The sequence below is a fragment of the Polynucleobacter sp. SHI8 genome (genome assembly GCF_027944005.1).
Taxonomy (GTDB): Bacteria; Pseudomonadota; Gammaproteobacteria; order Burkholderiales; family Burkholderiaceae; genus Polynucleobacter.
Genome location: NZ_AP027204.1, coordinates 1 through 20361, shown reverse-complemented (window position 1 = coordinate 20361; position 20361 = coordinate 1). Strand labels below are relative to the sequence as shown.

Here is a 20361-nt window from a genome sequence, read left to right as displayed (position 1 = left end):
TTAATTTCGTTGTACTACTTGTTTATTTTGCTCATGAAAGTAAAGCGGCTTGCATCGCCTCTAATCTTGACTTTGCCGATGTGTCCAACACTTCATCGCCAACCTGAACTCTCACTCCACCAATTAATTCTGGATCGATTGAAACAGTTGGTTTTAAATTTTTATTTCCAAAACGCTTTGAAATAGCAGCAACCAAGCTTTTAACTTCATCTTCACCCATTGGAAAAGCACTTGTTATTTGCACCTCAGCGGAACCATCTCTAGTATTTTTGATTTCATCAAACTGCTTTGAAATTTCTGGTAAAGCAGCAATACGATGGTTCAATGTCAACAAAGTTATAAATTTTTTCAAAGCCGGTGAAATATCACCTGAAATACCTGCAGTTAACAAATCTGCTAACTGCTCTTGGGATACATTAGGGTTTGAAGAAAGAATTGCAACTTCGTGATTGCTGGCAAGATGTGCTAAAGAGCCTAACTGTTCAGACCACTTTGCCATTTCTTCAGGCAAGGCAGTACCAGCTAAAGCTTCAGCGTATGGGCGAGCGATTGTTGCTAAATCCGCCATATTACAACTCAGCTTTCAATTGGTCTAACAAAGAAGCATGTGCAGCCGGGTTAATTTCTTTACGCAAAATTTGCTCAGCACCTTTGACCGCTAAAGATGCGACCTGAGCACGAAGTTCATCTCGCGCCCGGATGATCTGTTGATCCGCATCAGCTTTAGCTTGGGCAATAATACGTGCGGCTTCTGCTTGTGCATTTTGCTTGATTTCATCGGCACTAAGTTGAGCACGCTTTTCAGCTTCAGCAATACGTTGTGCTCCTTCATTTCTCGCCTCAGCCAAGGCTTGATCAGCACGCTTTGTGGCAAACTCTAAATCAGTTTTACCTTTCTCAGCAGCTGCTAATCCATCTGCAATTTTAGTTGCTCTTTCATCTAAGGCTTTAACAAGCGGCGGCCAAACAAATTTAGCTACCACCCACCAGAGGATGAAAAACACAACCATTTGCGCGAATAGGGTCGCGTTCAGATTCACGGCTTTTCCTTTCGGTTCAGTTTGACAGAACTACTGTATCCAGTAGTTATCACTTTTTAAAACTATTAAGCTGTTAATTTTGACAACAATGGGTTTGCGAATGCGAAAAGCATAGCAATACCAACACCGATCAAGAATGCAGCATCAATCAAACCGGCTAACAAGAACATCTTAGTTTGTAGCGGCTCCATCAATTCAGGTTGACGTGCGCAAGCTTCGATATATTTACCACCCATTAAACCGATACCTAAACAAGCACCAATAGCACCCAGACCGATAATGATACCGATACCGACCGCTGTCAAACCTTGAATATTTCCGATGAACTGATTTAGCATTGTTGACTCCTAGTTAAATAAAAAAATAAAAAAATTAATGATGACTATGCGCTTGACCTATATAGACCAGCGTAAGCATCATGAAAATGAACGCCTGTAAGAGAATGACCAATATATGAAATATTGCCCATGCCGCTCCAGCTATAACATGTCCTACAAAGCCGAAAAGACTTGGATCTAAACTGAATGTCCAAATGCTTCCTAACAGTGCGATTAACATGAATATTAATTCACCAGCATACATATTTCCAAAAAGTCGCATGCCTAGTGAAACCGTTTTTGCTACATACTCAATCAAGTTGAGTAGTAAGTTGAATGGTGCGAGATACCATTTGGCACCGAATGGTGCTGAGACTAACTCGTGAGCAAAACCACCAATCCCTTTGATCTTCACACTGTAATACAAAATAATTAGTAATACTGATAGGGACATGCCCATTGTTCCATTTAAATCTGTAGTTGGAACAATTTTGTGGTGGGAAACGTGTATATGAAACACACTTAGAACTCCATTTACACCATTAACCCAATCAATAGGTATCAAATCTAATGTGTTCATGAAAATAATCCAACAAAAAACAAATAGAGCTAATGGTGCAATAAATGTTCTATCCCCATGAACAATGTTTTTGGATTGTGTTTCCACCAGTTCAACAATCATTTCAACTAGTGCTTGAAATCTTCCAGGCACTCCTGCTGTAGAGCGTCTTGCCGCAAGAACTAATAAGCCGACCGCCAACAAGCCCATCGTTAAAGACCAGAAAATAGTATCGTAATTTAAAACACTAAAGTCGACTATTTCAGTTTGAGCATGCCCCATAGAATTGAGGTTTGTTAAATGCTCGAGAATATATTCAGTAGGTTGTAATGATTCTGTGGACGAGGCTTCAGCTGACATCTATATTTTTCCAATACCCTTAGTAACTATTAATTCTTCTTTAAAAAACCAATCAACCAGTAAGACTGCAACGTTACAACAAACATTCCTAAAAACAACAACCAATTTAAATTGGGTACCAATCGAATTACAAGAATTATTATAGTTAACGTTAATGTAATTTTTATGACTTCAGCTAAAATCCATGAACTAATAAACTTCCTTGCATTTAAACTTTTTTTTACAGCTTGAATTCTAATTATAAACACAATGCTAGGGAATACCCCTAAAACCCCTCCTAGTAACACTGATAGAACTAGGTGTTTTTCATTAAAAATTAAACTATAAATTTCCGCTACCACTGTAAACGCAAATGTTAAAAGACTTTGTAACTTCACAATTTGCCATGGGCTAGTGACCTTTGGGGCAAGTTGACTCTCAGTAAATAGCCTATGCGCTTCGTCACGCGTTAGCTTTTTAAACTCCGACTCTAAGCTTTCTTCTTCATAATTATCATATTCCATAAAGTTTTCTTTACAGATTCCTCAATCCAAGCTTTTGTAATAAGTTTTGTAACTCGTCTGTGTGCGAAAATTTAATTTTTATTTCGCCACCTTTTGAGCGAGTCTTAATTTCTACCATCAACCCGATTGAATCTGCCATGTGATTTTCAATGCGCTTTAAATCTGGGTCCGGCTTAATTTTTGTTTTATTTTTTTCAGTTTTGTCAGTATCGTTTTTTTTGCTAGAGTTCAAAATTCCATTAGCTAATCTTTCCGTTTCTCTGACGGAGAGCCCCTGTGCAGCCACTCTTTGAGCAAGACCAATTTGCATAGCCGGAGATATAGGCAATAAGGCTCTTGCATGTCCCATGTCAATTTCACCTGAGGCTAACAATGCTTGAACGGATTTACTTAATTGAGTTAATCGCAAAAGATTAGTTACAGCACTTCTTGACTTGCCTACCACTTGAGCGGCCTGTTCATGTGTAAAACCAAAGTCCGCAATTAATCTAGCCAATCCCTCAGCCTCTTCTAAAGGATTTAAATCTTCTCGTTGCATGTTTTCGATCAGTGCCATAGCGGCAGCTGTCTGATCATCTACATTTTTTATGAGCACAGGAACTGACTCTAGCCCCGCCATCCCTGCGGCTCTAAACCTTCTCTCACCGGCAATGATTTCATATTGGTTTGAGCCAATTGACCGCACTAACAAGGGTTGCATAACCCCCTGTGCTCTTATACTTTGTGCCAACTCTTCTAATTCACTTTCTTTCATCTGCATACGCGGCTGATACTTGCCTCGCTGAAGTTGAGAAAGTTTTAGCTCCTTTGTTGAACTTTCTTTTGAATCTTGACCGCTTAAATCAATAGACTCACCAAGCAGAACTTCAAGCCCTCTGCCAAGGCCCTTTTTTTTAATCATCACTAAATACTCTTTATTCTTTCTATCATTTCCAAACCAAACTCCACATAAGCCTTTGCTCCACGTGAGGATTTATCATAAACAACACCTGGAATTCCATATGAGGGTGCCTCTGCTAGTCGAACATTCCTAGGAATAATTGATTTAAAAACTTTATCGCCAAAATGTTGAATCAATTGTTCCGAAACTTGCTGTTGTAAGGCCGTTCGAGGATCAAACATAACTCTTAACAATCCAATAATTTTCAATCCTGGGTTTAAGTTTGCATGAACCTGTTTGATGCTATTTACTAAATCGGACAAGCCCTCCAAAGCAAAGTACTCGCATTGCATGGGTACTATTACTCCATTTGCGGCGCATAAGCCATTCAGAGTTAATAAAGAAAGTGCCGGAGGGCAGTCGATAAGAATAAAGTCATAATCATCCGCTACTTTTTGTAATGCATCTCTTAAGATTGACTCTCTATTTTTAAAGTCGACTAACTCAATTTCAGCACCGGCCAAGTTTCGGTTAGCAGGCACAACATCATAACCCCCTGATTCAGAAGGATATTTTGATTTTTCTATGCTACTATGTCCAATTAAAACTTGATAGACAGAATGGTCTAGTTGGTGTTTATCTATACCGGAACCCATGGTAGCATTACCTTGTGGGTCCAAGTCTACTAATAAAACTCTTTGCTTTAATGCCGCTAGCCCAGCAGCTAAATTAATCGCGGTTGTTGTTTTTCCAACCCCACCTTTTTGATTTGCTATACAAAAAATCTTCGCCATCTTACACCCCTATTTATTGGTTAGATTTTCTCATGGATTGGATGCATAAAATACATCTATAGGCATCTAAATAAGGGATTTTGAGTTCGTTGTTAAAAATAACTTGATGCGTATTTGGTAATCCCTCTAACTCTACTGTTATTTTTTGCGACTTCATTGCAAACATTAGCCCTCCCTCTTTTACCAAAGGATCTGAATATTCAATAAAGTGCTTTAACTCCGTAAATGCTCTTGAAATGGTTGCATCCATTGAGTGAGGATTTTGCTTAGCAAAGTTTTCTATTCTTTGTTCAACAACTTGAACATTGTTTAGTTTTAATCTACCCTTCATATGCTGCAAAAAAGCTGTTTTTTTTCGAACGGCTTCCACCAAAAAAAACTCAAAATTCGGGATAAATATCGCTAAAAGCATTCCCGGAAATCCTCCACCAACACCCAAATCAGCTATTTGAGCTCGTTCAGGCAGAATCCCCTCCTGAACTGTTTTTAAAATCGGATGAAGAACAGCTAAAGAGTCCATAACATGTGCACTTAAGTATTCATCTTCATCTGTAATTGCACTTAAATTATGGATAGAGTTCCACTTAAAAAAATCTATGCTAAACACGACTAATTGATTGATTTGGCTAGGGCTACATGATATTTCAAGTAACTCAAGTCCTTGCTGAACTCTTTCCTCAAATTTTGTTGAATTAAAACTCATACGGGTGCACTTTTTCTAGCTGCGCCTTTTTTTAAATATATCAATAAAATAGAAATTGCGGCTGGAGTTACTCCAGATATTCTAGCGGCTTGACCTAATGTTTGAGGTTGATTAGCAATTAATTTCTGACGAACTTCATTAGACAATCCACTGATATCAGAATAGTCTAACCATTTGGGCATCTCTAAATGCTCATAGTAGGAGTGACGCTCAATCTCCAAGGTTTGTCTATCTATGTAGCCTTGATATTTAATACCTATTTCAACTTGTTCATTAATTTGAGTTTGCAAGGTCAAATCAAACTCCTCTACCCCACTTGCCCATCTGCCTTCTAGCGATCCAACCAAGTCTTTATAAGTAACTTGGGGCCTTTTTAATAAATCAGCCAAACTATACTCATGACTTAGTATCTGGCCAAAAATAGCCGTACTTTCTTCTGCAAGTAGGTTTTTAGGTGAAACCCATGTTTCCATTAATCGAGATGTTTCACGTGAAACAGCCTCTTGTTTTTTACAATAAAAACTCCACCGCGCATCATCCACCAAGCCCATGGATCGACCAAGCTCCGTCAACCTAGCATCTGCATTATCTTCGCGAAGACTTAAACGGTACTCTGCTCTACTCGTAAACATTCGATATGGCTCTTGGACGCCCTTTGTAGTAAGGTCGTCAACCAATACCCCTAAATAGGCATCCCTTCTTAAAGGGCGCCATGGGTCATTTTGCTTTACTCTCAAGCCAGCGTTAATCCCAGCCAATAAACCCTGAGCCGCTGCCTCTTCATAGCCGGTAGTCCCATTAATTTGACCAGCAAAAAACAAGCCCTCGATTTGTTTAGATTCCAAGCTTTGCGTTAATGAGCGCGGGTCATAATAATCATATTCAATCGCATAACCTGGTCGTAATATGTGCGCATTTTCTAAACCCGGAATACTATGAACCAGGTTCAATTGGACATCAAACGGCAGACTAGTAGAAATCCCATTTGGATAAAACTCGTTTGTAGAGAGCCCCTCAGGCTCTAAAAAAATTTGATGACTAGGCTTTGAGGCAAAACGATGAATTTTATCTTCTATAGAAGGACAATATCTTGGGCCAACTCCTTCTATCACTCCAGTATACATAGGCGAACGATCTAGACCACCTCGAATAATATCGTGGGTGTGCTCATTCGTATAAGTAATCCAACAAGGAAGTTGCGTAGGATGCTGCTCCGGCCTTCCTAAAAAAGAGAAAACTGGAAGCGGGTCCAGGTCTCCGGGCTGCTCTTTCATTTTAGAAAAATCTATTGTTCGCCCATCGATTCTTGGAGGGGTTCCTGTTTTAAGCCGCCCCTGAGGCAGCTGTAATTCTTTTAATCTCTCAGATAAGCGAACAGCCGCAGGATCCCCAGCTCTTCCACCCGAGTGATTTTCTAATCCAACATGGATTTTCCCATTTAAAAAAGTCCCAGCCGTTAATACAACGGTTGGTGCATAGAAGTGTAAGCCCAATTGAGTAATCGCCCCAACCACTCGAGTACCACTAATAATTAAATCATCCACTGCAGACTGAAATAGAGTTAAAAAAGGCTGCCCCTCTAATAGGCTACGCATGGCAGATTTATATAAGGCCCTGTCAGCCTGAGCTCTTGTAGCACGAACAGCTGGCCCCTTACTAGAGTTCAGAATTCTGAATTGTATTCCAGCGTGATCGGTTATCTGAGCCATCGCACCACCCATCGCATCTATTTCTTTAACTAAATGCCCTTTTCCAATACCCCCAATGGAGGGGTTACAACTCATAGTGCCGAGGGTCTCGATATTATGGGTTAATAACAGGGTTTCGCAACCCATTCTGGAGCTTGCCAAAGCCGCCTCGCAACCAGCATGTCCGCCACCAATGACAATTACATCAAATTGTTTTTTAAAGTCGATCATCTAAGAATAAGTAATTGTGTTGAATGTGTTTCACGTGAAACACTAAAGCTCTATTATCTTATGAAATCAAGAATATGATAAGAGTCATTTGCTGTTTTCAAGACTAAGGCTAGAACTATCCAAATAAAAAATACTCTTACCATTTTACTGCCATGCTTAAAAGCAAAAATACTCCCTATAATGCCCCCTAGAATATTAAAGCTCATCATCCAAAGAGCAATGCCCCAATGAATATGCCCGGTGGGTATCAGCAACGCAAGTGCTGCAAAATTGCTCAAACAGTTGAGAATTTTCGTAGCAGCTGCCCCATGTAAAAAATCAAAGCCTAAAAATTTAACAAATAAAAACATGAAAAAAGCACCTGTGCCAGGCCCAAAAAAACCATCATAAAAGCCTATACACAAAGCCCCAGCTGAAGCAAAAAAAATACTTCGTAGACTTTGTGTTTGGTGTTGATGTGTTAGACCAAAGTTTTTATTCTTTAAAGTAAAGCCTAACAATAACAGCAAGACAAACGGCAATAACTTACGAATGTAATCTGGTGATATTTGCGTAAGCGTCCAAGCGCCCAAAAAGGAACCAACAAATGAAAATAAAGATGCATAAAGCATCAACTTTTTGGGCAAACTTACTTTTTTAACGTATTGAGTAGCTGCTACAAAAGTACCCCCTATTGCAGACACTTTATTAATACCAAAAAGTGTTGCTGGGACCTCTTTAGGATAAACCGAAAATAATGCCGGAATTTGCAGTAGTCCACCACCCCCTACAATTGCATCGACAAATCCAGCAAAAAAGGCTGCTAGCGCTAAGACAACTACGCCATAACTTAAAATATCATTTAAAATCAATTAGTTAGTTCTATTTTTGATAAGGTCTAGAAGCTCACCTACGATGCCTTTGCGGAATGCCATTACACAAATAACGAAGATCAATCCAGTAACAATGGTAACTGACTCTCCTAAGGTTCTAAACCATTCAATATTAGTTAAAGCAAATATCCAATTGCCGATTTCCCCAACCTTATGCTCTAAAACAGTGATAACAAAAGCGCCAATAATAGGCCCTATCAATGTTCCAACACCACCGACCAAAGTCATTAAAATTACCAATCCGGACATTGACCAATGAGAGTCTGAAAGAGTTTCAAACCCCATCATTAACGCCTGTAAACTGCCAGCAAGTCCAGCAAGAGTTCCTGACAAAATAAATGCCAGTAATTTAAAGCGATCCACCTCGTATCCTAAAGAAATTGCTCTGGGCTCATTTTCTTTGATGGCAAATAAAATTTTGCCAAAAGGTGAAGTCGTCACTCGGGCTATTAAGAAAATAGAGGCCATGAAAAAAGCAAAAACGACGTAATACATATTGATGTCATTTTGCAAGTCCAACATACCCAAAAATGTCCCTCTGGGAATACCCTGCATACCATCCTCGCCACCAGTAAACTTAGCCTGCAAAAATACAAAATATAACATTTGGGCAAAGGCCATCGTTATCATTGCAAAATAAATACCTTGTCGTCGTATAGCAAGGCTACCCATGATGTAACCTAATAAAGCGGCAAATAAGGTACCGCCTAATAATCCGATCTCTGGAGGTAAGCCCATATCGCGAATGATATAGCCACAAATATAGCCAGCGCCACCCAAAAATGCTGCATGACCAAAAGATAGAAGTCCTGTATAGCCTAACAACAAATTAAATGCTGCAGCAAACAAAGCAAAACATAAAATTTTCATCAAAAAAATTGGATATAGAAACCAAGGAGCTAATACACCAAATAAAATAAGGACAAGATAAAAGATCATGCTTTGATTTTTACTCATTACTTCTCTCTACCAAAAAGTCCAGCAGGACGAACTAATAATACAAATGCCATGACTAAAAACACCACGGTACTAGATGCCTCGGGATATAGAACTTTTGTAATCGCCTCTATAAGTCCAAGGCCCAAACCCGTCAAAATGGATCCCATGATTGAGCCCATTCCACCAATAACCACAATTGCAAAAATGGTGATGATTAAATTCGACCCCATTAAAGGCGAAATCTGAATAATGGGGGACGCCAAAACCCCAGAAAAGGCGGCTAACGCAACGCCAAAAGCATAGGTTAAAGTCACCATAAGTGGGAAATTAATGCCAAACGCTTGGATTAGTTTAGGGTTTTCTGTTCCAGCACGCAAATAAGCGCCCAGTTTTGTTTTTTCGATTACGTACCACGTTCCAAAACAAACAATCAGCGAGATTAAAACAACCCAAGCACGGTATATTGGAAGGAACATAAAACCAACATCGACAGAACCCGTCAAGGAGTCTGGAACACTATAAGACATTCCTGAAACACCAAAAAATGACCTAAAAACGCCTTCAAGTATGAGGGTAAGACCAAAAGTTAATAAGAGTCCATATAAGTGATCTAAATGATATAAATGTTTTAGCAAAAACTTTTCAATCAAAACACCGACCACAGCAACTAATAACGGCCCAAGAATTAACATGGGCCAATACCCAATACCAAAAAATGTAGCCGCCATCCAGGTAAGTACCGCACCCATCATAAACATGGCACCATGGGCAAAGTTAACAACATTTAATAAACCAAAAATAACTGCTAAACCAAGGCTGAGAACAGCATAAAAGCTACCGTTAACCAACCCCAAAAGGAGTTGGCTAAGGACAGCGGACAAAGGTAAACCAGATATTTCCATGTAAGAACTAATTTACTTAATTAAAGAACATTTTGACTCTGCCAAAGTATTAAATGCTTGTTCACCAGGCAATTTTTTTACAATGCGATAGTAATCCCATGGCTTCGTAACCTCTTCAGGTTTTTTAACTTCAAACAAATACATATCATGCATCATAGTTCCATCTTTACGAATATATCCGCCCTTAGTAAATAAGTCGTTGATCTTCATTTTTTGTAACTCAGCCATCACCTTATCTGGATTATCTGTACCCGCAGCTTTAACCGCTTTTAAATACGTCAACATGGAAGAGTAATCACCCGCATGGACTGAAGTTGGCATACGCTTCATTTTTTGAATAAATCTGCCGGCAAAAGCTCTAGTTTCATCATTCAAATCCCAGTACCAAGCTTCAGTCGCCAAAAGACCTGATGCATTTTTAATGCCAATGCTGTGTACGTCTGTAATAAACACAAGTAACCCAGCCAATTTCATCGTCTTATTAATTCCAAACTCATTCGCAGCTTTAACTGAATTAATCGTGTCGCCACCTGCGTTGGCCATACCCAAAACTTGAGCTTTTGAATTTTGAGCTTGTAACAAGAATGAAGAAAAGTCGCTAGCATTTAATGGGTGTTTAACCGCACCAAGAACTTTACCGCCATTGTCATTAACCACTTTAGAAGCATCTTTTTGTAGCTGCTCACCAAACGCATAATCTGCAGTCAAGAAAAACCAGTTTTTATTACCTTTTTCCAACATGGCTTTACCAGTTACATTGGCTAAGGCAATCGTGTCATAAGTGTAATGAATTGTATAAGGAGTACATTGTTCATTAGTTAGGGCGGAAGTACCTGCGCCATTATTAATATAGATACGTTTTTTCTCAGCAGTTACTTTGGATGTGGCCAATGCGGTTCCAGAGTTCGTACCACCAAAAATAACATTAACACCCTCTAGGTCTATCCACTCGCGTGCTTTACCTGCAGCAATATCCGCTTTGTTTTGATGGTCCGCATATAAAACCTCAACTTTTCGACCCAAAACAGATCCACCAAAATCAGCAATCGCCATTTCCATAGCTTCTTTACCGCCAATACCATCGATGTCTGAATACAAACTTGATCCATCAGTGATAAACCCAATTTTAATAGGCTTAGTCTCTGCCGCAAAACCCAAAGCTGATGCAGAAATAAGCGTCAATGCAGTTACAATTTTTTTCAGTTTCATTATTTTCCCCAACAGTTAAATTATCTAAACACCCAAATAACTATTTAAGACACTTGTTTTTTGAGTTAACTCACTACTTAAAACAGTTTCTACTACTTTGCCATGTTCCACAACATAATGTCGATCAGCTAATGGCGCTGCGAAACGAAAGTTCTGCTCAACCAAGATAATCGTATAACCCTTTTCACGCAAATCTTTTACTACTTGACCTAATTTTTGAACAATTACAGGAGCAAGCCCTTCGGTGATTTCATCCAATAAAAGAATCTTTGCTCCAGTTCTCAAAATTCTTGCCATGGCAAGCATTTGTTGTTCTCCACCACTAAGGCGAGTTCCTGGGCTTAAGCGCCGTTCATACAAATTAGGAAACATTTCATAAATTTCTTCAATACTAAATCCACCCTGACTAATGATGGGTGGTAAAAATAGGTTTTCCTCAGCAGTAAGGGTTGAAAAAATACCTCTTTCTTCAGGACAATAACCAATACCCATCGGTGCAATTTGATGCGTCATGAGATTGGTAGTTTCAACACCATTAATTTTGATAGAGCCCGTTCTTTTATCAGTCAGTCCTAAAATAGCTCTAAGGGTAGTTGTGCGCCCTGCACCATTTCTACCCAATAAAGTGACAACCTCACCTTGATGAACCTCTAGGTTAATCCCATGCAAAATATGAGACTCACCATACCAAGCCTCTAGATTATTAATTTCTAACGCAATCGTCATACTGCCTCACTCGCTTGCCCCATATACGCTTCCATGACCAAAGGGTTTCTAGACACTTCATCATAAGAGCCTTCAGCCAAAACTGAACCGCGTTGTAATACTGAAATTGTATTTGCAATGGAAGAAACAACTTTCATATTATGCTCCACCATTAATACCGTTCTTCCCTTAGCAACCTCTGCAATTAAACGCGTTACACGATCGACATCTTCATGGCCCATTCCTTGGGTAGGCTCATCTAGTAGCATTAACTGAGGGTCCATTGCTAAGGTCGTAGCGATTTCTAAGACACGCTTTCGGCCGTAAGGTAAATTAACCGCCAATTGATCATAAAAACCATTCAAACCGACCAAGTCAAGTAACTCGATGGCACGATCGTTAAGAACATTTAAAGTGCTTGGTGATTTCCAAAAATGAAACTCACTTCCTAATTGTTTTTGAAGTGCAATCCGCACATTATCCAAAACTGATAAGTGAGGAAATACAGCAGAAATCTGAAATGACCGAATAACTCCTTTACGAGAAATTTGTGGCGGCGATAAAAGAGTTATATCTTCTCCTTTATATAAGATCTTGCCACTTGTAGGAGCTAAAAATTTTGTTAACAAATTAAAACAAGTCGTTTTTCCAGCACCATTAGGTCCTATCAATGCATGGATAGATCCCTCAAGCACTTTTAAATTAACATCATTAACAGCAATAAATCCCTTAAATGACTTAAAAAGGCTTTGGGTTTCTAAAATATAAGATGAGGAATTATTAATCATAAGGACTTGAGAATATTATAAAAATCAAAAATCTGAAAGACTTAGTTAATAGGGGTTTACACGAGTGTTACTTTAATAAGGTCGCAATTCTCTCAGCAATCATCATGGTCGGAGCCGCCGTATTACCTGAAGTGATATTTGGCATTACTGAAGCATCAACAACACGTAATCCCACAATTCCCCTGACTCTCAAATCCCCATCTAAAACCGCCATTGGATCTTTTTCAGAACCCATCTTACATGTTCCGACTGGATGAAAAATAGTAGTTCCAATGTCACCTGCAGAATGAATTAATTCATCGTCCGTTTGAAATGAACCCCCAGGATTAATTTCAGAAGGCTTGTATGGCTGCAATGCAGGTTGTGAAACAATATTTCTTGTTATACGAATTGCCTGCGCAGCCACTTGTTGATCTTCTTTGGTTGATAAGTAATTAGGGTTAATAGACGGTTTACCCATAACATCTCGACTAGTAATGTGAACACTACCTCTAGAGGTTGGACGTAAGTTACAAACACTTGCTGTGAATGCGTTAAAGGAATGTAAATCCTCGCCAAAACGATCTAGGGAGAGTGGCTGAACATGGTATTGCAGATTAGGGCGACTATGCTCTGGAGAGCTCGAAGTAAATAAACCAAGCTGTGAAGGAGCCATCGACATTGGCCCAGATCTTTTTAGTAAATACTCTAACCCGATTTTGGCTTTACCTAACAAATGATTGGCCATCGTATTCAAAGTTTTTATACCCGATACCTTAAAAATCATTCTTAACTGTAAATGATCTTGTAAATTTTCTCCCACTCCAGGTAAATCATGAATAACTGGAATTCCTAAATCTTGCAAACGTGGGCCCTGACCCACACCTGATCTTTCCAAAATTTGAACAGATCCGATTGAACCTGCAGATAGTAAAATTTCTTTTGCGCAAGTTGCAGAATGTGTATGACCACCACCTACAAAATGAATACCCTTGCAACGCATAGTGATGGGATCAATTTCTACGCGATCAACATATGCGCCAGTAATCATTGTTAAATTTGGTCTCTTCGCTGCCTTTTTTAAAAACGCCTTGGATGTATTTAAACGAAAACCATCTTTTTGGTTCACGTCAAAATACCCTACCCCAAGGTTGTTACCTTGATTAAAATCGCTGACCTCAGGAACACCAGCCTGAATGGCCGCATTTTTAAACTGCTCTAGTATTTGCCAATTTAAGCGCTGTTGGCTGACTTGCCACTCACCTCCCGTGCCATGCCACTCATTATTACCACCATAGTAGTTCTCGAATTTTTTATATCTTTCTAAGGAGGCTTCCCATGACCAGTCAGCCTCTCCAGTTTTTGATGCCCAATCATCATAGTCGTGGGATTGCCCACGCATATAAATCATTCCGTTAATTGAAGAACTGCCACCTAAAATTTTTCCTCTTGGGTATAACAAAGATCTATCATGAAGGCCTTTGATTGGGTCAGTTTTAAATTGCCAATCCGTTCTAGGATTATCGATACAGTAAAGATACCCTACCGGAATATGCACCCAGATATAGTCATCTTTAGCACCTGCCTCTAATAGCAATACATTGACATTCGGATTTTGAGTTAGTCGATTTGCAAGCAAACTTCCAGCACTTCCAGCACCAACAATAATATAGTCAAATTCACCGTGATCCACTATGACTCCTTAGTCTAATCAATCAGCATTAATTTTTTGAGCGCATATTATTAATATATCCATTCCAAGCATCTAATGCTTTAGGATCTAGATAATCAATTGCTAACCGTTGAGCACCTTGGATAATTAAAACGGCGTAAGGCTTTGCCAAAGCAGAGACCTCGGGACAAAGCTCTAATGCCTCTCCAACAGAGGGAGATTGAGACCGCCAATAATTAATAGCCGCCTCAAGTTCAGGTAAGCTGATAAATAACATGAAGCCTTTATTTTTTACTCAACATCGTTCCACGACACTTTTTAGACCCACACCGGCATAAATAATCTTCTTTTAGAGCCTTGGTATGTTTACCTTCGACATCTAAACTGTAATCATAAAATAACTCTTCACCAATTTGAATATTTTTTTTCGCAAATAAAAAAACATGTAAACGATTTTTTTTATCTGTAAGCTCATTGGCAATGCAGTTTGGCGCACAAGAATGATTAATCCATCTTGCATCGTTTCCTTTGACATTGCCATCAATAACTTTGCCATTAGTGATAGAAAAATAAAAAGTATGGTTCGGTTGTGATGGATCGTGTGGATGGCGCTTTAATGCTGTTTTCCAGGAGATTCTTTCTCCTTTGTATTCAATAATGCAATCGCCCTTTTGAATATTTGTTTGCGCAAAAACCCCTTTTCCATGAATTGTAGAGTCTTGAACTTGAATAGAGGATTTATTTAAGGGTTTAGGTAATTTGTCAGACATCGATATTTTTCGCGATCAAGGCGTTTGTTTCAATAAAGGCTCGCCTTGGTTCAACATCATCACCCATAAGGGTCATAAATGTTTGATCCGCGTAAATAGCATCTTCTATTTGCACTTTTAATAATGTTCTTGTGCTTGTATCCATTGTTGTTTCCCATAACTGACTTGGATTCATCTCCCCAAGACCTTTATAACGCTGGCGAGAGACTGTTCGCTCAGCTTCAGAAATTAACCATGAGACCGCTTCTTGAAAATTACCTACTGCAAACTCTTTGCTTCTATCTGGGTCGCCGCGTTTTACTTTGGAACCAACCCCAATTTTTCCAGCCTCAGACTGAGAAAATGCTTTAATCGAAGCATAATCAGATCCATGGATAAAGTCTGAATTGATAAATGACAACTTTAGATTACCGTGCACGCGACGCGATACCAATAAACGATAACGCTCTGTTCTTTCCTCAAGCTGAGGAATAATTTCTAAACTTTGGCTATTGTCACCTAAGCGTTTCTGAAGTGCCGCAGACAACTCTTTTGCAGATGCCGAAGCATCATCTAAAGAGTCAAGACGAATATCAACGCCCTCGCTAATCACACGAAGAACATCTGCATCCATCGTTCTAGATAGTCTATCAATCACAGTTTGAGTTAAATAATATAGGGTAGTTAACTGCTTTAAATTATCTCCCTCAAATATGTCATTATTTGCATTAATTATTTGTGCACTACTTAGGGCTATTTCAATTAAATAACTAGTTAATGCAATATCATCCTTAATATACTGTTCAGTTTTGCCATGTTTAACTTTGTAAAGAGGCGGCTGAGCAATATAAATATGGCCTCTTTGGATGAGTTCAGGCATTTGACGATAAAAGAAAGTAAGTAAAAGAGTTCTAATATGGCTTCCGTCAACGTCCGCGTCCGTCATAATAATAATGCGATGGTAGCGAAGTTTTTCAATGTTATATTCTTCAACACCGATTCCCGTGCCTAATGCTGTAATGAGTGTTACTACTTCTTGGCTAGCCAGCATCTTATCAAAACGGGCTTTTTCAACATTTAAAATCTTGCCCTTTAATGGCAGAATTGCTTGAAATTTTCTATCTCGACCCTGTTTGGCTGAGCCTCCCGCAGAGTCTCCCTCAACAATAAATAATTCAGAATTAGCTGGATTTTTTTCCTGACAGTCTGCAAGTTTTCCAGGAAGACCTAAACCATCCAAAACTCCCTTACGACGAGTCATATCCCTCGCTTTTCTAGCAGCCTCTCTACCCCGTGCAGCTTCAATGATTTTTCCACAAATGATTTTTGCATCACTTGGGTTTTCTTGTAAAAATGCAGTTAGAGTTGAAGAAACAACTTCTTCAATTGGGCCACGAACTTCGCTTGATACAAGCTTATCTTTTGTTTGACTCGAAAACTTTGGTTCAGGAACCTTTACTGATAAAACACACGTAAGTCCTTCGCGCATGTCATCACCAGTGACTTCAACTTTCGCTTTTTTTGCTAAATCGTTTTCATCAATATATTTATTAATGACACGGGTCATTGCAGCACGAAGACCGGTTAAGTGAGTACCACCATCACGCTGAGGAATGTTGTTTGTAAAGCATAAAACTTGTTCTGTATAACCGTCATTCCATTGCATGGCGACTTCAGAGGTAATCATACCTCCCACTTCGGCTGCTTTTTCTCCAACTGCATGAAATATATTTTGATGCAATACAGACTTAGCTTTATTGATGTATTCAACAAAACCTTTAACACCTCCTGAAAAAGCAAAATCTTCCTCTTTTCCTGTGCGCTCATCAATTACTCTAATATGAACGCCATTATTTAAAAAAGATAACTCTCTAATTCGTTTTACTAAAATTTCGTAATGAAACTCCACTTTGCCAAAGATTTCCTCATCAGCACTAAAGTGAACTTCTGTTCCTCTTTTATCAGTTGTGCCTATTACTGGAATTGGAGAAATGATTAAACCGTTTTCTTCAATGATGGTTCTATTTTGAACAACGCCTTTGGCAAATTCTAAAAAGTGTGTTTTGCCATCGCGGCGAACAGTTAAACGTAACCATTTGGATAATGCATTGACGCAACTGACCCCAACACCGTGTAATCCACCAGAAACTTTATAACTATTTTGATCAAACTTTCCACCGGCATGTAATTCAGTCATTACTATTTCAGCAGCACTTCTTTTGGGGTCGTGTTTATCGTCATACTTAATACCGGTTGGTATTCCACGACCGTTATCAATTATCGAAATTGAATTATCTGTGTGAATAGTCACTGTAATTTCTGAACAATGACCTGCCAAGGCTTCGTCAATCGAGTTATCCAAAACTTCAAAAACAAGATGGTGTAATCCACTCCCATCTGAAGTATCCCCAATATACATACCAGGGCGTTTTCTTACAGCTTCTAAACCTTCTAATATTTGAATCGAGGATGCACTATATAAATCTGTTACAGATTGATTTTCTTTTGTCATTTGTTCTTCGTTAATTAAATACGCATTGGCATAACAACATATTTAAAATTTTCATTTTCGGGAATTGTTATTAAAGCACTTGAATTAGAGTCGCCAAGACTTAATTGAATTTCATCATTTTTAACATTACTTAAAACATCTAATAAATAAGTAACATTAAATCCAATATCAATTTCATCGCCAGAATAAATAGTTTCTATTTCTTCTTGAGCCTCTTCTTGTTCCGCGTTCGTTGATTGAACATTTAACAAGTTTGTTTTTAAGGAACAACGAATTCCTTTGAATTTATCAGTTGTTAAAATTGCAGCTCTTTGTAAAGCTGCCTGAAATCCTTCACGTTTAACGATCACCATATTCTTATGACCCTTTGGAATAACTCTTTGATAGTCAGGAAATTTTCCCTCAACTAACTTGGAGAGTAATTCAATAGAACCAAATTTAAATTTAATTTGTGATGGGCTAATTTGAATATCCAATACTTCATCTGAATCATCGAGTAAATGTTGGCATTCTAAAATTGTTTTACGAGGAACAATCACTTCAAGCTTTCCAGAATCACCGGTGATTGCTTGTTGCAAAATAATTTGACCATACGCAAGGCGGTGTCCGTCCGTAGCAACAGCAATCAACTTGGAACCTTCTAAAACAAATAACATTCCATTCAAGTAATAACGTATGTCTTGTTGCGCCATCGCGAAATAAACTTGACTAATAAGCTGTTTAAACTCTTTTTGACTCATGCTTAGTGAACGTACATCTTGTAAGTTTTCTTGCATGATAGGAAACTCGTTTGCGGCTAAAGTTTGTAGAGAAAATCTACTTTTGCCACTTTGTACAACCATCCGATTATCTTTTACATTTAGATTCACAGGACCTTCAGGCATTGCACGAAGAATATCTAACAATTTTCTTGCGCCAACTGTCGTACTTAAATCTTCTTCTCCAATACCAAAATCCGTTGTTGTAGTAATTTGAATATCTATATCAGTTGAAATAAAAGAAATTTTTTCTTTATTTTTTTTCAGTAATAAATTTGCAAGTATGGGTAAAGTATGACGACGTTCAACAATACCGCTTACCACCTGTAAGGGCTTTAAAAGAACATCTCTTGTTGTACTGACCAGTTGCATGTTGTTATTCCTAATATAGATAAATTTAATTTATTAATAGTAATAAGGGCAAAGAAATCTGTGGATAATTATAAATACCTTTATTAATCAATATTTTACAACAATTAAAACCTGTTAATAACTTCTGTATAACTTGGGGATAAAACGTGAATAACTTCTTTCCAATCCCTATTTTGCATGAATTTGGCAAGTTATCTACAAATTCTCAACAACTTATACACATACTTATACATGACTTTTCAACAAGCTTATCCACAGGCTTATTTTACGCTTTTAATGTTTGTTCTAATACATGTAACTCATGATTTAACTGACTATCATGAATTCTAGACTCAGCAATACGTCTTACAGCATGTAAAACTGTAGTATGGTCTCTGCCACCAAATAATTCACCAATTTCTGGAAGACTTTTTTGTGTTAATTCTTTTGCAATATACATTGCTATTTGCCTAGGTTTTGCAATATTCGCAGGCCTTTTTTTAGAATACATATCAGCAACCTTGATACTATAAAAATCAGCGACAGCCTTCTGTATATTTTCAACTGATATTTGTCTATTTTGAATCGAGAGAAGGTCTTTTAAAGCCTCTTTAGCAACATCAATATTGACTTCTTTGCCATGAAATCGGACATAGGCTAATATTTTTCTTAAAGCCCCTTCGAGTTCACGGATGTTTGATCTTAAATGTTTAGCAATAAAGAATGCGACATCTTCCGACATAGGAACAAACTCTGCTTGAGCCTTTTTCATGAGAATAGCGACGCGCATTTCTAATTCTGGGGGTTCAATAGCTACGGTTAAACCAGAGTCAAACCGAGAAATGAGCCGATCATCAATACCATTCATCTCTTTGGGATAAGTATCAGACGTAATGATTACTTGAGATTTATTTGAAGTTAAGGCCTCAAAAGCATAGAAAAACTCTTCTTGGGTCCGACTTTTACCACTAAAAAACTGAATATCGTCAATTAAGAGAAGATCTAAAGAGTGATAATAAGATTTAAATTTATCAAAAGCTTTTTGTTGATAAGCTCTCACTACATCAGATACATATTGTTCAGCATGGATATATCTAATTTTTGCATTGGGCTTTTGCTGTAAAAGGTAATTGCCAACGGCATGAATCAGGTGAGTTTTACCTAGACCAACGCCACCATATAAAAACATTGGGTTATAACTTGTACCAGGATTATTGGCGACTTGAACGGCTGCTGCCCTTGCTAATTGATTTGCTTTACCATTTACAAAGGTATCAAAGGTCAGAATTGGATTTAGCTTTGAGTAATCTTCAACATTAATTTGAAAAGAAATCCCATCAATATCGTCATCTAATTCGTCTTGACTTGCCAAAATATCCTCAGGTTCAGGACTTGATCCAATGAACGAAGGCGAAGAGGACTGCTCTGCCTCATTGATACTACAAGCCTTTGAGTCGACGATAAATCGAATTTGTGTTCCAGGAGGTAAATGAGTTTCAGCTAAGTTATTAATTTTATTAAAAAATTGGTTTTTAACCCAATCTAATTTAAATTGATTGGGGGCAGCAATAATGAAGCTATCAAGCTCTTGGGTAAAGCCAATTGGAGTCAAAGGCTTGATCCAAGTTCGAAATTGTGAGCTAGACATTTCTTTTCCAGCATCACTCAGAAACTCATTCCAAAAGTTGGTCTGTTGTATCTGGTTGATAGAAGCCGGTTGATGAGATGAGGTTTGCTCTAGTTGCGTCATTGAATATTTTTATTTTTTGGTAAATATAACTTAATTTTTATGTGGTAGTAGATTGTATCGAATTTTATAAGTTATCAACAAAGGAAAAACTTGTGAAAAA

The 20361-nt window shown here is 38.3% G+C and carries 21 protein-coding genes; all 21 read right to left on the bottom strand.

Features of this window, described 5'->3' with window-relative positions:
* Positions 1-31: 31 nt before the first annotated feature.
* Entirely contained in the window at positions 32-568 is a 537-nt protein-coding gene (locus tag QMN06_RS00105; protein ID WP_281970476.1) for a F0F1 ATP synthase subunit delta, read from the bottom strand.
* A gap of 1 nt (position 569) precedes the next feature.
* Positions 570-1040, bottom strand: coding sequence for a F0F1 ATP synthase subunit B (locus tag QMN06_RS00100; RefSeq protein ID WP_281970475.1), 471 nt, complete (start codon positions 1038-1040; stop codon positions 570-572).
* Between the two features lie 65 nt (positions 1041-1105).
* Positions 1106-1378 (bottom strand): F0F1 ATP synthase subunit C, encoded by a 273-nt coding sequence (gene atpE, locus QMN06_RS00095; RefSeq protein ID WP_281970474.1) that lies wholly within the window; start codon positions 1376-1378, stop codon positions 1106-1108.
* 34 nt (positions 1379-1412) lie between these two features.
* Positions 1413-2276 carry a F0F1 ATP synthase subunit A gene (gene atpB / locus QMN06_RS00090; protein WP_281970473.1) on the bottom strand — a complete coding sequence of 288 codons (864 nt, stop codon included), beginning with the start codon at positions 2274-2276 and terminating at the stop codon, positions 1413-1415.
* Positions 2277-2305: 29 nt separating this feature from the next.
* A complete protein-coding gene (locus tag QMN06_RS00085; protein WP_281970472.1) occupies positions 2306-2779 on the bottom strand; it encodes an ATP synthase subunit I in 474 nt (157 codons plus the stop codon).
* A gap of 10 nt (positions 2780-2789) precedes the next feature.
* Positions 2790-3680, bottom strand: a complete 891-nt coding sequence (locus QMN06_RS00080) for a ParB/RepB/Spo0J family partition protein (protein ID WP_281971790.1) — start codon at positions 3678-3680, stop codon at positions 2790-2792.
* A 2-nt stretch (positions 3681-3682) separates the two neighbouring features.
* On the bottom strand, positions 3683-4453 hold the full coding sequence (locus QMN06_RS00075; protein WP_281970471.1) for an AAA family ATPase: 771 nt from the start codon (positions 4451-4453) through the stop codon (positions 3683-3685).
* A 13-nt stretch (positions 4454-4466) separates the two neighbouring features.
* Positions 4467-5156, bottom strand: coding sequence for a 16S rRNA (guanine(527)-N(7))-methyltransferase RsmG (gene rsmG, locus QMN06_RS00070; RefSeq protein ID WP_281970470.1), 690 nt, complete (start codon positions 5154-5156; stop codon positions 4467-4469).
* The gene (mnmG, locus tag QMN06_RS00065) at positions 5153-7072 is read right to left on the bottom strand and encodes a tRNA uridine-5-carboxymethylaminomethyl(34) synthesis enzyme MnmG (protein WP_281971789.1); all 1920 of its coding nucleotides are present in this window, start codon (positions 7070-7072) and stop codon (positions 5153-5155) included. The genes rsmG and mnmG overlap by 4 nt, the downstream gene beginning before the upstream one ends.
* Before the next feature lie 56 nt (positions 7073-7128).
* A complete protein-coding gene (locus QMN06_RS00060; protein WP_281970469.1) occupies positions 7129-7926 on the bottom strand; it encodes a TSUP family transporter in 798 nt (265 codons plus the stop codon).
* Positions 7927-8904: a branched-chain amino acid ABC transporter permease gene (locus QMN06_RS00055; RefSeq protein WP_281970468.1), complete on the bottom strand. Its 978-nt coding sequence runs from the start codon at positions 8902-8904 to the stop codon at positions 7927-7929. It lies immediately after the preceding gene.
* Complete coding sequence (locus QMN06_RS00050) at positions 8904-9788, bottom strand: branched-chain amino acid ABC transporter permease (RefSeq protein WP_281970467.1); 885 nt, start codon at positions 9786-9788, stop codon at positions 8904-8906. Before QMN06_RS00050 ends, QMN06_RS00055 begins: the two co-directional genes overlap by 1 nt.
* A gap of 12 nt (positions 9789-9800) precedes the next feature.
* Complete coding sequence (locus QMN06_RS00045; protein ID WP_281970466.1) at positions 9801-10997, bottom strand: ABC transporter substrate-binding protein; 1197 nt, start codon at positions 10995-10997, stop codon at positions 9801-9803.
* Between the two features lie 24 nt (positions 10998-11021).
* Positions 11022-11723 carry an ABC transporter ATP-binding protein gene (locus QMN06_RS00040; RefSeq protein WP_281970465.1) on the bottom strand — a complete coding sequence of 234 codons (702 nt, stop codon included), beginning with the start codon at positions 11721-11723 and terminating at the stop codon, positions 11022-11024.
* Positions 11720-12490 (bottom strand): ABC transporter ATP-binding protein, encoded by a 771-nt coding sequence (locus tag QMN06_RS00035; RefSeq protein WP_281970464.1) that lies wholly within the window; start codon positions 12488-12490, stop codon positions 11720-11722. The genes QMN06_RS00040 and QMN06_RS00035 overlap by 4 nt, the downstream gene beginning before the upstream one ends.
* 67 nt (positions 12491-12557) lie before the next feature.
* Positions 12558-14162 carry a GMC family oxidoreductase N-terminal domain-containing protein gene (locus tag QMN06_RS00030; RefSeq protein ID WP_281970463.1) on the bottom strand — a complete coding sequence of 535 codons (1605 nt, stop codon included), beginning with the start codon at positions 14160-14162 and terminating at the stop codon, positions 12558-12560.
* 28 nt (positions 14163-14190) lie between these two features.
* A complete protein-coding gene (locus QMN06_RS00025; RefSeq protein WP_281970462.1) occupies positions 14191-14418 on the bottom strand; it encodes a DUF3717 domain-containing protein in 228 nt (75 codons plus the stop codon).
* Between the two features lie 7 nt (positions 14419-14425).
* The gene (locus QMN06_RS00020) at positions 14426-14911 is read right to left on the bottom strand and encodes an SET domain-containing protein-lysine N-methyltransferase (RefSeq protein ID WP_281970461.1); all 486 of its coding nucleotides are present in this window, start codon (positions 14909-14911) and stop codon (positions 14426-14428) included.
* Positions 14904-17402, bottom strand: a complete 2499-nt coding sequence (gene gyrB / locus QMN06_RS00015) for a DNA topoisomerase (ATP-hydrolyzing) subunit B (RefSeq protein ID WP_281970460.1) — start codon at positions 17400-17402, stop codon at positions 14904-14906. The genes QMN06_RS00020 and gyrB overlap by 8 nt, the downstream gene beginning before the upstream one ends.
* Before the next feature lie 14 nt (positions 17403-17416).
* Positions 17417-18532: a DNA polymerase III subunit beta gene (gene dnaN, locus QMN06_RS00010; RefSeq protein ID WP_281970459.1), complete on the bottom strand. Its 1116-nt coding sequence runs from the start codon at positions 18530-18532 to the stop codon at positions 17417-17419.
* A gap of 265 nt (positions 18533-18797) precedes the next feature.
* Positions 18798-20261, bottom strand: coding sequence for a chromosomal replication initiator protein DnaA (gene dnaA, locus QMN06_RS00005; RefSeq protein WP_281970458.1), 1464 nt, complete (start codon positions 20259-20261; stop codon positions 18798-18800).
* Positions 20262-20361: the final 100 nt, after the last annotated feature.

What these genes read in the sequence shown, in the direction of transcription:
- QMN06_RS00045 (WP_281970466.1), bottom strand. Translation starts at nt 10,997, where the DNA reads ATGAAACTGAAAAAAATTGTAACTGCATTGACGCTTATTTCTGCATCA.
- dnaA (WP_281970458.1), bottom strand. Translation starts at nt 20,261, where the DNA reads ATGACGCAACTAGAGCAAACCTCATCTCATCAACCGGCTTCTATCAAC.
- QMN06_RS00040 (WP_281970465.1), bottom strand. Translation starts at nt 11,723, where the DNA reads ATGACGATTGCGTTAGAAATTAATAATCTAGAGGCTTGGTATGGTGAG.
- QMN06_RS00105 (WP_281970476.1), bottom strand. Translation starts at nt 568, where the DNA reads ATGGCGGATTTAGCAACAATCGCTCGCCCATACGCTGAAGCTTTAGCT.
- QMN06_RS00055 (WP_281970468.1), bottom strand. Translation starts at nt 8,904, where the DNA reads ATGAGTAAAAATCAAAGCATGATCTTTTATCTTGTCCTTATTTTATTT.
- QMN06_RS00020 (WP_281970461.1), bottom strand. Translation starts at nt 14,911, where the DNA reads ATGTCTGACAAATTACCTAAACCCTTAAATAAATCCTCTATTCAAGTT.
- gyrB (WP_281970460.1), bottom strand. Translation starts at nt 17,402, where the DNA reads ATGACAAAAGAAAATCAATCTGTAACAGATTTATATAGTGCATCCTCG.
- QMN06_RS00080 (WP_281971790.1), bottom strand. Translation starts at nt 3,680, where the DNA reads ATGATTAAAAAAAAGGGCCTTGGCAGAGGGCTTGAAGTTCTGCTTGGT.
- QMN06_RS00025 (WP_281970462.1), bottom strand. Translation starts at nt 14,418, where the DNA reads ATGTTATTTATCAGCTTACCTGAACTTGAGGCGGCTATTAATTATTGG.
- atpB (WP_281970473.1), bottom strand. Translation starts at nt 2,276, where the DNA reads ATGTCAGCTGAAGCCTCGTCCACAGAATCATTACAACCTACTGAATAT.
- QMN06_RS00050 (WP_281970467.1), bottom strand. Translation starts at nt 9,788, where the DNA reads ATGGAAATATCTGGTTTACCTTTGTCCGCTGTCCTTAGCCAACTCCTT.
- rsmG (WP_281970470.1), bottom strand. Translation starts at nt 5,156, where the DNA reads ATGAGTTTTAATTCAACAAAATTTGAGGAAAGAGTTCAGCAAGGACTT.
- QMN06_RS00035 (WP_281970464.1), bottom strand. Translation starts at nt 12,490, where the DNA reads ATGATTAATAATTCCTCATCTTATATTTTAGAAACCCAAAGCCTTTTT.
- QMN06_RS00075 (WP_281970471.1), bottom strand. Translation starts at nt 4,453, where the DNA reads ATGGCGAAGATTTTTTGTATAGCAAATCAAAAAGGTGGGGTTGGAAAA.
- QMN06_RS00085 (WP_281970472.1), bottom strand. Translation starts at nt 2,779, where the DNA reads ATGGAATATGATAATTATGAAGAAGAAAGCTTAGAGTCGGAGTTTAAA.
- dnaN (WP_281970459.1), bottom strand. Translation starts at nt 18,532, where the DNA reads ATGCAACTGGTCAGTACAACAAGAGATGTTCTTTTAAAGCCCTTACAG.
- atpE (WP_281970474.1), bottom strand. Translation starts at nt 1,378, where the DNA reads ATGCTAAATCAGTTCATCGGAAATATTCAAGGTTTGACAGCGGTCGGT.